This is a genomic window from Oceaniglobus indicus (assembly GCF_002751875.1).
Lineage (GTDB): Bacteria > Pseudomonadota > Alphaproteobacteria > Rhodobacterales > Rhodobacteraceae > Oceaniglobus > Oceaniglobus indicus.
On record NZ_NMZM01000001.1, the window covers coordinates 52193 to 67541 of the forward strand.

The 15349-nt window shown below is 68.1% G+C and carries 14 protein-coding genes; 2 read left to right on the plus strand and 12 right to left on the minus strand.

The window, feature by feature from the left end; genetic code table 11:
* Positions 1-79 precede the first annotated feature (79 nt).
* Together CFP68_RS00260 and mnmH are read left to right on the plus strand one after the other, a co-directional pair.
* Complete coding sequence (locus CFP68_RS00260) at positions 80-985, plus strand: NAD(P)/FAD-dependent oxidoreductase (RefSeq protein ID WP_099823249.1); 906 nt, start codon at positions 80-82, stop codon at positions 983-985.
* A gap of 49 nt (positions 986-1034) precedes the next feature.
* Positions 1035-2102, plus strand: a complete 1068-nt coding sequence (mnmH, locus tag CFP68_RS00265) for a tRNA 2-selenouridine(34) synthase MnmH (protein ID WP_099823251.1) — start codon at positions 1035-1037, stop codon at positions 2100-2102.
* A 13-nt stretch (positions 2103-2115) separates the two neighbouring features.
* On the opposite strand, the gene selD is transcribed toward mnmH, so the two are convergent.
* The 12 genes from selD to CFP68_RS00325 form a co-directional block, all read right to left on the minus strand.
* Positions 2116-4311 (minus strand): selenide, water dikinase SelD, encoded by a 2196-nt coding sequence (gene selD / locus CFP68_RS00270; protein WP_338152791.1) that lies wholly within the window; start codon positions 4309-4311, stop codon positions 2116-2118.
* Positions 4312-4535: 224 nt separating this feature from the next.
* A complete protein-coding gene (locus CFP68_RS00275) occupies positions 4536-5093 on the minus strand; it encodes a pyridoxamine 5'-phosphate oxidase family protein (RefSeq protein WP_099823253.1) in 558 nt (185 codons plus the stop codon).
* Positions 5086-6135: a lipocalin-like domain-containing protein gene (locus CFP68_RS00280; RefSeq protein WP_099823255.1), complete on the minus strand. Its 1050-nt coding sequence runs from the start codon at positions 6133-6135 to the stop codon at positions 5086-5088. The genes CFP68_RS00275 and CFP68_RS00280 overlap by 8 nt, the downstream gene beginning before the upstream one ends.
* On the minus strand, positions 6125-8530 hold the full coding sequence (locus tag CFP68_RS00285; protein ID WP_099823258.1) for an FtsX-like permease family protein: 2406 nt from the start codon (positions 8528-8530) through the stop codon (positions 6125-6127). The genes CFP68_RS00280 and CFP68_RS00285 overlap by 11 nt, the downstream gene beginning before the upstream one ends.
* Complete coding sequence (locus CFP68_RS00290) at positions 8527-9183, minus strand: ABC transporter ATP-binding protein (protein WP_099823260.1); 657 nt, start codon at positions 9181-9183, stop codon at positions 8527-8529. The genes CFP68_RS00285 and CFP68_RS00290 overlap by 4 nt, the downstream gene beginning before the upstream one ends.
* Before the next feature lie 70 nt (positions 9184-9253).
* Positions 9254-9751: a flavin reductase family protein gene (locus CFP68_RS00295; protein WP_099823262.1), complete on the minus strand. Its 498-nt coding sequence runs from the start codon at positions 9749-9751 to the stop codon at positions 9254-9256.
* A gap of 482 nt (positions 9752-10233) precedes the next feature.
* Positions 10234-11670: a mannitol dehydrogenase family protein gene (locus tag CFP68_RS00300; RefSeq protein WP_099823264.1), complete on the minus strand. Its 1437-nt coding sequence runs from the start codon at positions 11668-11670 to the stop codon at positions 10234-10236.
* Positions 11648-12376, minus strand: coding sequence for a 2-dehydro-3-deoxy-D-gluconate 5-dehydrogenase KduD (gene kduD, locus CFP68_RS00305; RefSeq protein WP_099823267.1), 729 nt, complete (start codon positions 12374-12376; stop codon positions 11648-11650). The genes CFP68_RS00300 and kduD overlap by 23 nt, the downstream gene beginning before the upstream one ends.
* On the minus strand, positions 12373-13194 hold the full coding sequence (kduI, locus tag CFP68_RS00310) for a 5-dehydro-4-deoxy-D-glucuronate isomerase (RefSeq protein WP_099823269.1): 822 nt from the start codon (positions 13192-13194) through the stop codon (positions 12373-12375). The genes kduD and kduI overlap by 4 nt, the downstream gene beginning before the upstream one ends.
* A gap of 11 nt (positions 13195-13205) precedes the next feature.
* Positions 13206-13517: a cupin domain-containing protein gene (locus CFP68_RS00315; protein ID WP_099823271.1), complete on the minus strand. Its 312-nt coding sequence runs from the start codon at positions 13515-13517 to the stop codon at positions 13206-13208.
* A gap of 10 nt (positions 13518-13527) precedes the next feature.
* The gene (locus tag CFP68_RS00320) at positions 13528-14808 is read right to left on the minus strand and encodes a TRAP transporter large permease (RefSeq protein WP_099823273.1); all 1281 of its coding nucleotides are present in this window, start codon (positions 14806-14808) and stop codon (positions 13528-13530) included.
* On the minus strand, positions 14808-15332 hold the full coding sequence (locus tag CFP68_RS00325; RefSeq protein WP_206601885.1) for a TRAP transporter small permease: 525 nt from the start codon (positions 15330-15332) through the stop codon (positions 14808-14810). The genes CFP68_RS00320 and CFP68_RS00325 overlap by 1 nt, the downstream gene beginning before the upstream one ends.
* Positions 15333-15349 lie beyond the last annotated feature (17 nt).

Sequence of the window (15349 nt, forward strand, 5' to 3'; positions counted from 1 at the left end):
AAATACTCATTCCGCCGCCAAGTCTGGTCATGGCCGGTGCGGGGGCTAGACTCCGCTGAACCCTGGCAAAGGAAACGACATGGACGTGGCGATCATCGGGGCGGGGCTGGCCGGGCTGGCGGCGGCGCGCATTCTGGCCGATGCCGGCAGACCGGCGGTCATCTTCGACAAGGGGCGGGGCCTCGGCGGCCGTCTGGCGACGCGCCGCCGCGCACCCTGGGCGTTCGATCACGGCGCACCGGGGGTCGCTCCGGCCGGGGGCGATCTGGCCGCCTACCTGATCGCTGCCACGGCGGCGGGCGCGGCCAAGCCGATCCGGGATGCGCCCAACACCCACCGTGGCCTGCCCGGGATGAGCGGGTTGGTGAAACCGCTGGCCGTCGGGCTGGACATCCGGCGCGCAACCGAGGTTGCCCGCGTCATCGGGCGTGGCGGGCGCCTGGCCTTGCTGGACGCCTGTGACGAGGATCTGGGCACGTTCGACCGGCTGATCTGTGCGATTCCCGCGCCACAGGCCGCGCGGGTTCTGGCGGCGGTGCTGGACGGCACCGGCGTGCAGCGGATCGAGGCGGCGCGCATGGATCCCTGCTGGACCCTCATGGCCAGCTGGAACGGCGGACCGGCGCTGGCGCGTCAAACGGGCGGCGCACCTTTCGCCAGCGTCCTGTGTCAGCACCATGGCGACCGCCCCGTCTGGGTTGCCCACGCCGCCCCCGACTGGAGCCGGGCCAATCTCGAACTCGACCGCGACGATGCCCGCGACGTTCTGACCAATGCCCTGATGGCGCACCTCGGCACAACCCGTCAGCCCGACATCGCCATGGCGCACCGTTGGCGTTATGCCCGCACTGCCGTGCCCATGGGCCGGGACTTCCTCGCGCAGGCCGGCGGGCGCGTCCTGATCGGGGGGGACTGGGCGCTTGGCCCGCAGGCCGGCCATGCCTTCACCAGCGGTCAGGCCATGGGCCGTGCGCTGGGGGGCTGAGTCCGGCGCCGGGGCTGGTCGCCCCCCACAGGTTGGAGTAGGCAGCACCATGGCCATTGCGTTCGATACATTCACCGCCTTCCGCGACCACGGCTTCGACACGCTGATCGACGTGCGCGCACCGTCGGAATACGCCGAGGATCACGTTCCCGGCGCGATCTCGCTGCCCGTGCTCAGCGATGCGGAACGTGCCCGCGTCGGCACCATCTATAAACAGGTCAGCGCCTTTGATGCCCGCAAGATCGGCGCGGCGCTGGTGGCGCGCAATGCCGCGACCCATATCGAGGGCGCGCTGGCCGGACACGACGGTGGCTGGCGGCCGCTGGTCTATTGCTGGCGCGGCGGTCAACGCTCGAACGCCTTCGCGTCGATCCTGACGCAGATCGGCTGGCGCGCCGGGGTGGTCGAGGGCGGCTATCGCAGCTATCGGCGGGCGGTGAAGGCCATGCTCTATGACCAGCCGTTTCCCTGTCCGGTGGTCCTGCTGGACGGCAACACCGGCACCGCCAAGACCGAACTGCTGCACCTCGCGCGCGATCGGGGGGTGCAGATCCTGGACCTCGAAGGGCTGGCGAACCATCGCGGATCGCTGTTCGGTGCCATGGGCGACCAACCGGCGCAAAAAGGGTTCGAATCGCGATTGGCCGACGCCGTTGCCGCCCTGACGCCGGGCCGTCCGGTGCTGGTCGAGGCGGAATCCAGCAAGGTCGGCCAGCGGGTCGTGCCGCCATCGCTCTGGTCGGCCATGGGCCGGGCGCGGCGCATCGAACTGCGGGTGCCGCCCGAAGCGCGCGCCAGCTATCTGACCCGCACCTATGCCGACATCGTGGCCGACACGCCCCGCCTGATGCAGACGCTGTCGGCGCTGGTGCGCCTTCAGGGGCATGACCGGGTGGCGCGCTGGAAGGATCTGGCGATGGCCGGCGCACATGAAACCCTGGCGCTGGAGCTGATGCGCGACCACTACGATCCGCGCTATGGTCGCGAACGCGGCGCGCCCGACCGGCTGGCCGTGATCGAGGCGGCGACGCTGGACGCCGACGGCCTTGCCCGCGCCGCGGACCGGATCGCGGCCCTTATGCACGGCCTGGCGGCGCAGGCAGTGCCGGATCGCTGATGTTCGGCGTCGGCTAGCGCACCGTGATGAAGGGCGCGCCCGCGTGCAGGGTGCCGATGACGCCCGCCGCGTATCCCGCCTTCTGCAGCGCGGCCAGCGTTTCGCGCGCCGCGTCGGGCGCGACGGCCGCCAGCAAGCCGCCCGCGGTCTGCGGATCGAACAACAGATCCGCCTCGGGCGTGTCGGGCAGGGCCATGCGCAAGGCGATCCTGTGGTTCTCCGGGAACAGGGTCGAGCGGTGACCGGCCCGCGCCAAATCTGCCGCCCCATCCAGCAACGGCACATCGCCCAATGCCACCGCCGCGGCCAGCCCCGAGGCGTCGAGCATGCCCATCAAGTGTCCCGCCAGGCCAAAGCCCGTCACGTCGGTCATGGCATGGGCGTGGCGCAGGATTTCGGCGGCGCGGCCCTGGCCCTGTTGCATGGCCTCGAGCGCGCAGCCAACCCAGCCACCGCGCGCGCCCATCGCCATCTCGGCGGCAAGGATGACGCCGGTGCCGACGGGTTTGGTCAGGATCAGCACGTCGTCCGCCCGTGCGCCGGCCAAGGTGATCGCCCCGTCGGCCAGCCCGGTGATGGTGAAGCCCAGCGACAGGTGATCGCCGATCAGGGTGTGACCGCCGACGATCTCGGCCCCCGCAGCGGCAAAGACCTCGGCCGCCGCGCCCATTATCTCGGCCATCATGTCGGCGTGGATTTCCGGCGTCGCGCGCGGCAGGATCACGGTGGGCAGCGCGGCCTGGGGATGCGCGCCCATGGCAAAGACATCACCCAGCGCATGGTTGGCGGTGATGCGCGCGAACACGGCCGGGTCTTCGGTGAAGGCGCGCAAATGGTCGGTGGTGATGACCTGTCGAATGTCACCGAAGCGCAGGATTGCGGCATCGTCGCCCGGCGCGCTTTGCACATCCGCACGTGACGGCGCGGGCAGGGCGGCCAGCGCCGCCCTCAGCCCCGCCTGACCCAGCTTCGAGCCGCAGCCGCCGCACATCGGCTTGCCCCCGTTCAGGGCCGCGTCCATGCCGGCCGCCACCCTTGCGGGCGGTTTCGGCCCTGCCATCCGGGGCAGGTCGGCCAGCTTGTCCATGAAGGCGCGGTCGATCCGGTCCTTCCAGCGCCACAGCAACGGCCCCGCCAGCCGCAGGCCGAACTTGTCGGCCACGGCCGATTTCTCGCCCAGCGAGATCAGCTTGAGATAGCCATTTTGCGGGCGATAGGGTTTCAGCGTGCCATGGCCCAGCCGCGCCATCAGGTTGCGGTGCAGAACGGGGGCCTGGCGCACGGCAAAGACCCCGGCCTTGGGGCGCGGTGCGTAGCCCATGTGCGCACAATCGCCCACGGCAAAGACATCGGGATCGTCAGGGGTCTGCAACGTGGCGCCGACGCGGATGAACCCCTCGTGCAGGGCCAGGTCGGTGTGCGCGATCCAGTCGTGCGGCCGTGCCCCGGCCGCGCCGGTGGTGAAACCGCTGGTGAGGCGCTGTCCGTCGGCCAGAACAACGCCCTCGGCGTCCAGCGCGGTGACGGCGGTCTGTTCCAGCAAGGTGATTCCCATCGCCCGCATCCGCGCGCGCAGGGCCCGCGCCGCGCCCGCGCCGATCCCCGAAAGGGCGTCCGAATGTTCGATGACATGGACCGGGCCGGTGCGACCGGCGGCCTGCCGGGCGCCATGGGCCATCGCCATGGCCAGCTCGACCCCGGCGACCCCGCCGCCGACCACGGCCAGCCCGCGGTCCGCCAGGTTCGGATCGGCGCGCAACCGTTCCAGTTGACGCGCCCAGCGTTCAGCGAACCGGTGCAGCGGCTTGGCCGGGGTCGCGTGGTCCGCGAAACCGGGCAACTCGGGCATGTCGGAATGGATGCCCACGTCGATCGACACCGCGTCATAGCGCACCGGCCCGCGCCCGGCGACGTTGACCGTCCTGGCCGCACGGTCCAGCCCATCGGCCCGCCCCAGGATCAGGCGCGCCCCCGCGAACCGCGCCAGCCGGACGAGGTCGATCTCGAGCGTTTCGCGCGCGTAATGGCCGGCCACGAACCCCGGCAGCATCCCGGTATAGGGGGCGGTCGGCGCGGGGTTGATGACGCTGACACGCACCCCCGGCAACGGGTCCATCCCCCAGCGACGCAAGAGCAACGCATGGGCATGACCGCCGCCAACCAGCAGCAGATCGCGTGTCAGGGGAAGCGGCGCGGGGGACATGGGCATCGTGGGTCTCGGGCGTGTTGAGGGGTGGTGCGGTGATAGAGGCCCGCGGGGGAATTGGCGAGCCGCGTTTGCGGCGGGACGCACCGGTCAAGTGCAGTGTTCGTGGTTGGTGTCGATGCCTCCGGCGGGAGTATTTCGGTCAGTAAGAAATCCAAAGCAACGGCCCTGCCGGGAAAGGCCGGTTTCGCGGTCGCGATCAGATCGCGTGCCGGATTCATCGGTCCTCACGGGGCAAGCCAGCGTCCGGCAAAGCCGTCGTGCCCGGCGAACAGGGCGCGGCGGTGGCGGTCCTGGCCCAGATGCACCATGTCGACTCTCGTGATGGTGCCGACCAGCGCGCAGAACCGGGCGCGCCGAATGCCGGGAGTGTGATCTTCGGGCGCGGGGATCGTGGTGCCGGGTGCGGGTTCTCCGCCGTATGCCATGCGCCCGGCGGGGGGGATACGCGCCCACCGGTCCTGAACCGCGTCACCGCGCAGGATCTGCATCGTCAGGGTCAGCCTCAGTTGCACCGCGTCACCGGGCGACCAGAACGACAGCGCGGCGCGCGGATCGCGGGTCAGTTCGGCGATCTTTTCCGAGGCGCTGTCGGTGTGCACCTCGACCTCGGCCAGACGTGCATCGGCGCGGCGCAGCACGACCCAGCGGGCCTGGGGGGCGCCATCGATGCCGGTCGTGGCCAGAACGCCGGTGCGACAGGGATGATCGCCATCGGCCACCCCCGCCGCCAGCAGATCCCACAGGGCGGTGCGCCACGCGGGCAGGGTGTGTTCGTCAATCATATCCCGTCATCTCCAGGTATCCGCGCCCTGTCGCGCTGCCCTCGATCGTGACCGGACCTTCCCAGTAGGGCACCGTGGTGTCCATCCAGGCATCGCGGTTTAGGGCGCGGATCGTCACGTCGAGGCCCCGCTCGGGCAGTTCCACGCGCCAGTCCACCGGCACATCGCGCCCGGCGACGCGGTGGATGTCGAGCGGCGTCATCGCCAGCGCGCCGTCGCCATAGGGGGTGGCCGTGCCGTCGGGTTCGATCCAGGTGGCCGAAGTGAAATCGCCGGCGCCCCCCCGCAACACGAAGCCCATCAGCTTCGCGCCATCATCGAAGCTGAGGCTGATCCAGTCCCAACCGCTTTGCGTCGGGTCCAGAAGTTGCGACGACCATTCGCGGTCCAGCCACGCGGCGCCGGTCACCTCGACCGCACCATCGGGCAAATCAAGCGTGCCGCTGACCCGAAAGAAGGGTTGCGAGTAATACATGCTGGCCTGGCCGCTGGCGGATTTGACCGAGAAACCAGCGTCACCCTGCAACACCAGCGGGCCATCGGCGCTGAGCTTCAGGTCATAGCCGAAATCGGCCCCCTGCGCGCGCAGCGTCACGTCGGACAGGGCCGGTCCGGACAGCGCCCATTCGTCGATCCAGGCCGCGAAGCCGTCACTGGTCGACACGCCCGCCTGGCCCGTGCCGCCGCGCCCCAGGCGCTCGGCCACGAAATGGCGCGTTGGCGTTGTCACGGCGGCGTGTCCCATCCAGGCCTGCGCGCTTTGCCAGCCGTCCTGAAGGGGTGCGCCCGGCGTCAGGGCGGATCGGAACAGCGTCCACTGGACACCGTAATCGGTGCCGTCGTCGCCCTTCAGGTTGGCAGTGACATACCACCATTCGATGCGGAACGCGGGATGGGGGCCGTGATCGGCGGGAAAGGTCAGCACGGTGTCGCGCGAGGGCAAGGCATAGGCGTCGGCCGCATTGCCGAGGCCGGCAAACCCCTGGGCGCCAAGGGGCGCCGCCCAGAGCAGAAGCGGCAGCAAGAGCATCCTAACGTTCATGGGCAAAAACCTGCAGCAGACGCACCGGCGGCATCCGCGCGATCGACAGCGCGGGGCCAAGGGCCGCGAGGCACGCCGCAAGCAGCGAAAGCGCGCCCAGCATCAGCCAGTCGGAGGGAAACAGGAACAGCGGCAGCTTCCAGCCGAACGCCTCGACGTTGATGACCGACAGCAGCACCCAGGCCAGAAGCAACCCCACGGGCAGCGCGCAGATCAGCGTCAGACCGGCCAGCACCAGCGCGCGCAGCAGTTCGAGCCGCGCCAGACCGGCCCGCGTCACGCCCAGCGCCCAGACCGGCGCCAGTTGCGGCAGGCGCATGGCCGACAGGGTCAGCAAACTGGTCAGGATGGCGAACCCGGCGACCGCCAGGGTCAGCACGTTCAGCGCGCGCGAGACGGTGAAGGTGCGTTCGAACACCTCAAGCGAAAACGCCTTGATCGACACCTGATCGACGATGTTCGCGGCGGGCAGCCCGAAATCATCGGTCAGCGCGCGGATCAGGTCGGGCACATCGGCGCGGGGAAGACGCAGGCCGAACTGCAGACGTTCGGTCTGTGGAAACCTTTCGACCAAGGCATCGGTGTCGATCAGGACCTGGCCCAGCGGATTGCCGTAATCGCTGTAAACCCCCAGAACCGGCGCATCCCAATCGGGCAGCGCAATGGTGGCGCCCGACCACAGGCCCTCGCGCCGGGCCAGCTGTTCGTTGACCAGAACGCCGTCGCCCGCCGCGATCCGGTCCCAGACGCCGGGCAGCGCATCGATCAGCGGCCAGTTGTCGCGATAGGTCGGGTGATCGGCGACGCCGTAGAGTTCGCCGGGCAGCCCGGCCAGCGTGGCATCGGTGTGCCAGATCGGCAGAACGGCATCGGTGCGCGGCGCCAGAAACGCCAGCAGCCGCGCCGCCTGTGCGTCATCCTCGGCGGTGACATACAGCTCGGACGCCAGGCGTTGATCCAGCCAGCCGGTGAAGGTCAGCCGGAAGCTCGACACCATCGTGCCGACGCCGATGTTGGCCGCCAGGGCCAGCAGCAACGCCATCAGCGCCAGCGACAGGCCGGGAAGCTGTTGGCGTGTGTCGGCCCAGAACCATTGCGCCAGCGGCCCGCGCGACAGGCGCGCGCCGAGCCAGAGGGCGCCATACAACACCGGCGGCAGGGCCAGCGCCGCCGCGATCAAGAGTGCCCCCAGCATGAAGAACGCGGCGATCAATCCGCTGCCGATCCACATGGTGAGGGCGGAAAGCGCGGCCAGCGCGATGGCGACCAAACCCTGTCGGATCAGCCCCGCCTCGCTGGCGCGGGCCCAGGCGCGCGGTTGTGCGGGCGCCAACAGCGGCAGGCGGGCCACCCGCCACAGCGACGACACCGCGGCCAATGCGGTGCCGATCACCGCGATGCCCAGCCCCGCCACCCACCAGAGCGGACGGATCGACAGCGTGCCCTCGACAGAGGCGCCATAGAGGCCGCGCAGGGTGGCCGCCACGTCAGGGATCAGCAGCGCGGCAATGAGATATCCCAGCGCGATTCCCGCCGCCCCGGCGATCAGTGCAAAGGCCAGCAGTTCCGCGACCAACAGCCACAGCAGCGTCGCGGCGGGCAGGCCCAGCGCGCGCAGGGTGCGAAACATCGGGCGGCGTTGTTCGAACGCCAGACCGATGGTGCCGCGCACGATGAACAGACCGACGGCGAACGACAACAGCCCGAAGGCGGTCAGGTTCAGATGGAAGCTGTCGGTCAGGCGGGCCATGTCGTTGTCCTGTTGCGGCGCGCGCAGGGTCAGACCGGGAGCGACCTGATCCAGCGGCGGACGCGAAAGCGGCTGATCGTCCAGCAGCAGCAGCCGGTTCAGCCGACCTTCCATCCCCAGCAGGCGCTGGGCGGTCGAGATGTCGGCATAGGCCACGCCGGGTGCCACGCCCTCCAGGGTGCGCCGCATCGGCAGGTCGCTGTCGGTCAGACGGTCGGCGGTGTCGGGCGCGACGATCAACTGGCCATCGCCGAGCAGGAATGCAGCGTCCAGCGTGCGGGTGCCGATGCCGCCTGGCAGGCCGCGCGCGGGCAGGGTGAAGGGGTCGATCCCGATCACCCGCAATGGCCCGTTCGGGGTGCCGATGCGACCGTCGATGACCGGGGTCACCAGCCATCCGGCGCGACGCAGGGTGACGAACAGCGCATCGTCGAAGGGGGCATCGTCGAGGGCCACCAGGCTGGCGCGCGGTTCTGCCCCCAGAACATCGGCGGCGCGCGCATAGCTGGCGCGCGCTTCGGCGTTGATCGCCTGCACGCCCGACCACAGGGCCGTGGCCGTGGCGAGGCCCAGCAGCAGCGTCAGCAACTGGAACGGACGGCGGCGCCAGTGCGACAGCAGCGCGATGAGGGCGGCGCGTCTCACGGCCGGATCCGCCCGCGCTGAAGATGCAGGCGCTGCTGCATCCGCTCCGCAAGACGCATGGAATGGGTGACCATCAAAAGCGCCGCACCGGTCTGCGCCACAAGCTCCAGCATCAGGTGCAGCACCCGCTCGCCGGTTTCCTCGTCCAGGTTTCCTGTGGGTTCATCCGCCAGCACCAGCTTGGGGCGCGCGGCCAGTGTGCGGCCGATGGCGACACGCTGCTGTTGCCCGCCCGACAGTTGCTCGGGATACTTCCGGATGTGGTCGGTCAGCCCCAGGCGCTCGGTCAGCGCGCGTTCCCACGCGGCGTCCTGCCGGCCGGCCAATCGGGCCTGAAACGCGATGTTGGCGGCCACGTTCAGCGACGGAATCAGGTTGAACTGCTGAAACACGACGCCCACCGTGCCCCGGCGCAGCTGCGCCCGGCCGCGATCGTCCAGCGCGCCGATGTCCCGGCCGTCGATGGCGATCGTGCCGCCATCGGGCCGGTCCAGCCCGGCGATCAGGTGCAGCAGGGTGGATTTGCCCGACCCGCTTTCGCCGGTCAGCGCCATCGTCGCACCCGCATCGAGCGACAGATCGACACCGCGCAACACCGGATGATCGACCCCGTCGACGAAATAACCCTTGGTCAGATCGGATACATCCAGCACGCCAGTCCCCTTGCTTCCTCAACCCCAGACCTAGGCCCGGTTCGGCCGGGTCAAACGGGTGCGCGCCGGATCAGCCCTTCAGTGCGCCAAACCGACCCGACGTAAAGATCAGCGGCGTGCCGTCGCCCACGGCGGCGCTCAGCACGCGGCCCACCACGATGGCGTGATCGCCGCCATCGTGGACGGCATGGCGCGCACAGACGAACCGCGCAAGGCAGTTGTCGATCAGCGGCGTGCCATCGATGCCCGGTCGCCAGTCCAGCATGTCGAACGCATTACCCTCATGCACGAACGCGCGACAGATGTCGCCCTGGGTTTCGGACATGACGTGAATCGCGAAATGTTCCGCCTCGACAAAGGGCTGAAAGCGGCTTGCCGAACGGGCCGGAGCCCAGAGCACCAGGGGTGGATCCAGCGATATCGACGAGAAACTGTTGGCCGTGATCCCCAGCGGCCCACTGGCGCTGTGGGTGGTCACGACGGTGACACCGGTGGCGAACTGTCCCAGCGCCGTGCGAAACTGCCGCTTGTTGGCGGGTCCGGGCGTGAAATCGATCATCTTCGACATCGCTCAGGGCTCGCCCAGGTGACTGGCGCGCCCGCACGGCGCCGCGGCCCGACGGGCGATCTGGCCTGTCGGTGCGGGGGCGGGCGTTACGGCAGGGCGCACGGGTGCGCGATGCGCCGGCCGCGATGCGACACGACGCAGGGGCTGTTTCGCACGGGGGGCAAAATGGTCAGCGCAATTCCATGACAGTTCGATCTGGTTGACCATCAGCGGTGTTCTCCTGCCCACGGGGGCTCATCGGGGTTTCGTCGGATCCATGACCACAGACATGGGGCGGCGAACAGGTTTTCAACCGGGCAACGGGCCGGGTTCCGAAAGATCTGCACCGTCCATAGGCGGATAAGCCGACAAAATGAAGGCGCCGCCGGGCAATTCGCGTTCATGGTTTCGCGTTGGACGTGATCGGCATGGCCGGGACGTCGCGCGCATCGGGCGTATTCAGGCCAGATGCACGCCATCATCGGCTGCTGAGCCTGAGTGTATCAGCCGGGCAGGGCGCGGATGGCGTCGCGCACGCCCTTCGTCTCAAGCTGATGCAGGGCCTGCACGATCGGGTCGCGCCAGGTTTCGGCCACGGTTTGCGGAAAGACCTCGCGCAGCGCCAAAAGGGCATCAACGCGCGCGGCGCCGGTCTGACCGTCCAGCCGCAGCCGGTCGGCCAGCGGATCGCGCACGTCGATCGCGTTGCCGTCCAGATCGACGCCCGACACGTAGCGCATCCAGCCCGCAACCGCGAGGCAGAGTCCGTGGCTGTCGCGCCCGGCGGCGTGGTTTTCGGCCAATGTCGCAAGGATCCGCTGGGGCAGCTTTTGCGAGCCGTCCATGGCAATCTGCCACGTGCGGTGCCGGATCGCGGGGTTTTCATAGCGCGCGAACAGCGCATCGGCGTGTTGGTCCAGGTCGGTGCCTTCGGGCGGCGTCAGGGCCGGAATGATCTCGGCCCGCCACAGGCGCTTGACGTAACCGGCCATGACGGGATCGGCGGCGCAATCAGCGATGGTTTCGTGCCCGGCGAGATAGCCCAGATAGGCCAGCGCCGAATGGGTGCCGTTCAGCATCCTGAGCTTCATGTGCTCGAACGGCGTCACGTCCCCGACCAGTTGCGCACCGACGCCGGCCAGGTCGGGGCGGTCGTCGTTTACGAAGTCGTCCTGGATCACCCATTGGCGGAACGGTTCGTGCATCACCGGCGCGCGGTCGTCGTATCCGGTCAGGCGCGCGGTGGCTTCGATATCTTCCGCGCTGGTGGCGGGGACGATGCGATCGACCATGGTGGCCGGAAAGCGGCCGTGCGCCGCGATCCAGTCGGCGAGGTCGGGATCGATCCGGCGGGCGAGGTCCAGCACCACGCCACGCACCACCGATCCGTTGTCGGGCAGGTTGTCACAGGACAGCACGGTGAACGGCGCCAATCCCGCCGCCCGGCGCAGGGCCAGCGCGCGCACGACGTATCCGGGGGCCGACGCCGGCAGGGATGCGGCCAAATCGTGCCGGATATCGGGGTGATCGGGGTTCAGAGCGCCCGTGGCGGGATCGTGGCAATACCCCTTCTCGGTCACGGTCAGCGACACGATCTTCACGGCCGGATCGGTCAGGCGCGACAGCACTGCCGCCGGGTCTTCGGGGGCCACCAGAACCTCGGCCACCGATGTGATGACGCGCGGCTTCGTGCCGTCGGGGGCCAGCTCCACGGCGGTATAGGCGCCGCCCTGGGGCGCCAGCGCGTCACGGGTGCCGGGGCTTTTCAACGAGACGCCGCAGATCGACCAGTCGCCGCCTGACTTCTCCATCGCCTCGGCGATGTAGATCGCGCCGTGGGCGCGGAAGAAGGCGCCAAGGCCAAGGTGGACGATGCCGATGGCAGGGCGTTTTTCGGGTGCGCGCAGGCGGGGCAGATCAGCGGGCAAGCCAGCCTCCATCGACGTTGAGGACCGCGCCGTGAATATAGGTGGCGGCGGGCGAGGCGAGGAATACGGCCGTCTGCGCGATATCGTCGGCCTTGCCCCAGCGGCCCGCCGGGATCCGGTCGAGAATCGCCTTGTTGCGGTCGGGATCGGCGCGCAGCGCCTCGGTGTTGTTGGTTTCGATATAGCCCGGCGCGATGGCGTTGACGTTCACCCCCTTGGCGGCCCATTCGTTGGCCATGGATTTGGTCAGCCCGGCAACGCCGTGTTTCGACGCGGTATAGGACGGCACGCGGATCCCGCCCTGAAACGACAGCAGCGATGCGATGTTGACAATCCGCCCGCCGGTGTCACGTTCGATCGCCGCCTTGGCAAAGGCCTGGCAGGTAAAGAACAGCGCCTTCAGGTTCACGTCGATCACGGCGTCCCAGTCTTCTTCGGTGAACTCGATGCTGTCGGCGCGCCGGATGATCCCGGCGTTGTTGACCAGGATGTCCACCTTGCGCGTTGCGAAGGTATCCTTCGCGGCCATCGGATCGGCGAAATCCAGGGTCAGCTCATGGGCGCCGTCGATCATGGCCACGGTGTCGGCACAGGACGACCGCCCGGCACAGATCACATGGGCGCCCGCGCGGCCCATGGCCACGGCGATGGCCTGACCGATGCCGGTGTTGGCGCCGGTGACAAGGGCGGTCTGCCCGGCAAGGGAAAACGGGTTCATCGCAGATCCTCCATCGCGACCATGTCCATGTCGGTGTAATCGACGTTGTCGCCGGCCATGGCCCAGATGAAGGTATAGCCGCCGGTGGCGACACCGGCGTGAATCGACCAGGGCGGGGACAGCACGGCCTCTTCGTTCTTCATCACGATGTGGCGGGTTTCGTCCGGTTCGCCCATCAGATGGAACATGCGGGTGTCGTCGGCCATGTCGAAATACAGATAGGCCTCCATCCGTCGATCATGGGTGTGGCAGGGCATGGTGTTCCAGACCGACCCCGGCGCAAACTGCGTATAGCCGCAGACAAGCTGGCAGGATTCCATCACCAGCGGATGCACGAACTGATTGATCGTGCGCTTGTTGGCGGTTTCCGATGCGCCCAGCTCGACCTTGTTCGCCTCGGCCAGGGTGATCAGGCGCGATGGAAAATCGGTGTGGGCGGGGGCCGACAGGATATAGAACCGTCCCTTGCCCGCGAAGGTCACCGGACCGGACCCGCGCCCCAGATACAGCACATCGCCATGCTCCAGCGTGTAATCGTCACGCGCCGAGACCTTGCCGGTGTCGCCGATGTTGACCACGGCCATTTCGCGCCGCTCGAGAATGGTGGCGGTGCCCGCCTCGGCCACATGGTCCAGCGTCAGCGTGCCGCCGTCCGGCACCGCCGCGCCGACGATCATCCGGTCGTAATGGGTGTAACACAGGTTGATCTGGCCGGGGCGGAACATGTCCGCGACCAGGAAATTGTCGCGCAGGGCGTCGGTGTCCATGATGCTTGCGGTGTCGGGGTCGATGGCGTGGCGGGTGGTGACGCTCAGCATGGGCAGGCCTTTCAGAGAAAATCGTCGCGGCGGGGTGTGAAGGTGTCGATCAGGACACCGGGTTCGAGGCAACGGCACCCATGGCGCGCGCCCGAGGGGATGACGAAACTGTCGCCCGCGCCGACCTCGATCTCGTCCGCGCCGATGGTAAAGGCAAAGCGGCCCGATTGCACGTAGGTGGCCTGAACGTGCGGGTGATCGTGCAGCTTGCCGATCGCGTCGCCATCGAAGGTGAACGACACCACCATCAGTTCGGGACTGTCGGACAGGACCCGGCGCACGACACCGGCGTCGGCCGCCACGGGCGGAAACGATTTCAACATGATGGACCCCTCAATGGAACAATGATGGCAGCCAGAGCGACAGTGCCGGAATGTACGTGACAAGCAGAAGCGTTGCAAAGGCGGCACCGTAGAACGGCCAGATTGTGCGCACCGCGTCCCAGATCGGGATGCGGCCGACGGCGCAGCCGACGAACAGGACCGCGCCCACCGGCGGCGTGCACAGCCCGATCCCGAGGTTCAGGATCAGGATCACCCCGAAGTGCACCGGATCGACCCCGAAGGCGATGGCGACGGGCAGGAAGATCGGCGTCGTGATGACGATCAGCGGTGACATGTCCATGAACGTGCCCAGCACCAGCAGCACGAGGTTCAGCAGCAGCAGGATCACGATGGGGTTGTCCGACACGTTCTGAAGGATCACCACCATGGACGACGGCACGCGGGTATAGGCCAGAAGCCAGCCGAAGGCGGCGGCGCATCCGATGACCATGAGAACCATCGCAGTGGTGCGCACGGCGGCGAACGTCGCTTCGACGAAATCGTGAAACGACAGGGTGCGATAGACGAAGAAGGTCACGAACAGCGCATAGACCACGGCGATGTTCGACGATTCCGACGCCGTGAAGACGCCCGAGCGCACGCCGCCGAAGATGATCGCGACAAGGATCAGGCCGGGCGCGGCCGAGACGAACAGGTGGCCCATCATGCGCAGGCCGGGAAACGGTTCGGTCGGATAGCCGCGCTTCTTGGCCACGAAATAGGCCGCCACCATCAGCGACACGGCAAGCAGGAAGCCGGGTATGATGCCCGCCGTGAAGAGGTCGGCGATGGAAATCTTGCCACCGGCGGCGATGGAATAGATGATCATGTTGTGGCTTGGCGGCAGCATCAGCGCGATGATCGATGATGTAACAGTGATGTTTACCGCATAATCAACGCCGTATCCGCGTTCCTTCATCTGCGGCACCATCAGTCCGCCGACAGCGGATGCATCGGCGGCAGCGGATCCCGACACGCCCCCGAACATCACCGACGACAGGATGTTGACCTGCCCCAGGCCACCGCGGAAATGGCCGACGAAGGCGCCCGCCAACGCCACAAGGCGGCGCGCGATATCGCCGCGCACCATCAGGTCGCCCGCATAGATGAAGAACGGGATCGCCATGAGCGCAAAGACCGACACGCCCGAGTTCAGCCGCTGGAACACGACGACGGGCGGCAGGCCCAGATACGCGATGGTGGCGAAGCTGCTGACGCCAAGACAGAAGGCCACCGGGGTGCCGATCAGCAGCAAGAACACGAAGGTTCCGAACAGGACGTAAAGCTCCATCACATGTCCTCGATCGGATCGTCGCCAAATCGGGCGGTGGGCATTCCGGCCAGGCGCCGCGCGATGCGCTCGGCAGAGAACAGAACGATCAGAACGCCGCCCCCGACCAGCGGCAGGAAATCGAAGGCGCCGGAAATACCCAGCGACGGCAACTGGTTGCCCGCCGTCTTGACCGCAAGCTGGGTGCCGAACCAGATCATCCCCATGCCGAAGCCGGCGACAACGACGTCCGAGATCGAATACAACACCATCTTGCCCCGGTGCGGCACCATATAGAGCAGCACATCGAACGACAGGTGATACCCCTCGCGGATGCCGACGGCGGCGCCGAGGAAGATGAACCACCCCATGACCATGACCGACGCCGGTTCGGTCCAGATGATGCTGTCGTTCAGGACATATCGCCAGAACACCTGCGCGGCGATGAACACGGTCATCAGGACCAGACCGATCCCCGCGACCCAAAGCGCGAAGCGCGCCAGCGCCCCGGTGGCGCGGGCCACGGATTTCATGGTGTCTTGCACGGGCGGAAACCTCTGGC

Coding starts and splice junctions, on each gene's coding strand:
- CFP68_RS00260 (WP_099823249.1), top strand. CDS start 80: ATGGACGTGGCGATCATCGGGGCGGGGCTGGCCGGGCTGGCGGCGGCG.
- mnmH (WP_099823251.1), top strand. CDS start 1,035: ATGGCCATTGCGTTCGATACATTCACCGCCTTCCGCGACCACGGCTTC.
- selD (WP_338152791.1), bottom strand. CDS start 4,311: ATGCCCATGTCCCCCGCGCCGCTTCCCCTGACACGCGATCTGCTGCTG.
- CFP68_RS00275 (WP_099823253.1), bottom strand. CDS start 5,093: ATGATTGACGAACACACCCTGCCCGCGTGGCGCACCGCCCTGTGGGAT.
- CFP68_RS00280 (WP_099823255.1), bottom strand. CDS start 6,135: ATGAACGTTAGGATGCTCTTGCTGCCGCTTCTGCTCTGGGCGGCGCCC.
- CFP68_RS00295 (WP_099823262.1), bottom strand. CDS start 9,751: ATGTCGAAGATGATCGATTTCACGCCCGGACCCGCCAACAAGCGGCAG.
- CFP68_RS00300 (WP_099823264.1), bottom strand. CDS start 11,670: ATGGAGGCTGGCTTGCCCGCTGATCTGCCCCGCCTGCGCGCACCCGAA.
- kduD (WP_099823267.1), bottom strand. CDS start 12,376: ATGAACCCGTTTTCCCTTGCCGGGCAGACCGCCCTTGTCACCGGCGCC.
- kduI (WP_099823269.1), bottom strand. CDS start 13,194: ATGCTGAGCGTCACCACCCGCCACGCCATCGACCCCGACACCGCAAGC.
- CFP68_RS00315 (WP_099823271.1), bottom strand. CDS start 13,517: ATGTTGAAATCGTTTCCGCCCGTGGCGGCCGACGCCGGTGTCGTGCGC.
- CFP68_RS00320 (WP_099823273.1), bottom strand. CDS start 14,808: ATGGAGCTTTACGTCCTGTTCGGAACCTTCGTGTTCTTGCTGCTGATC.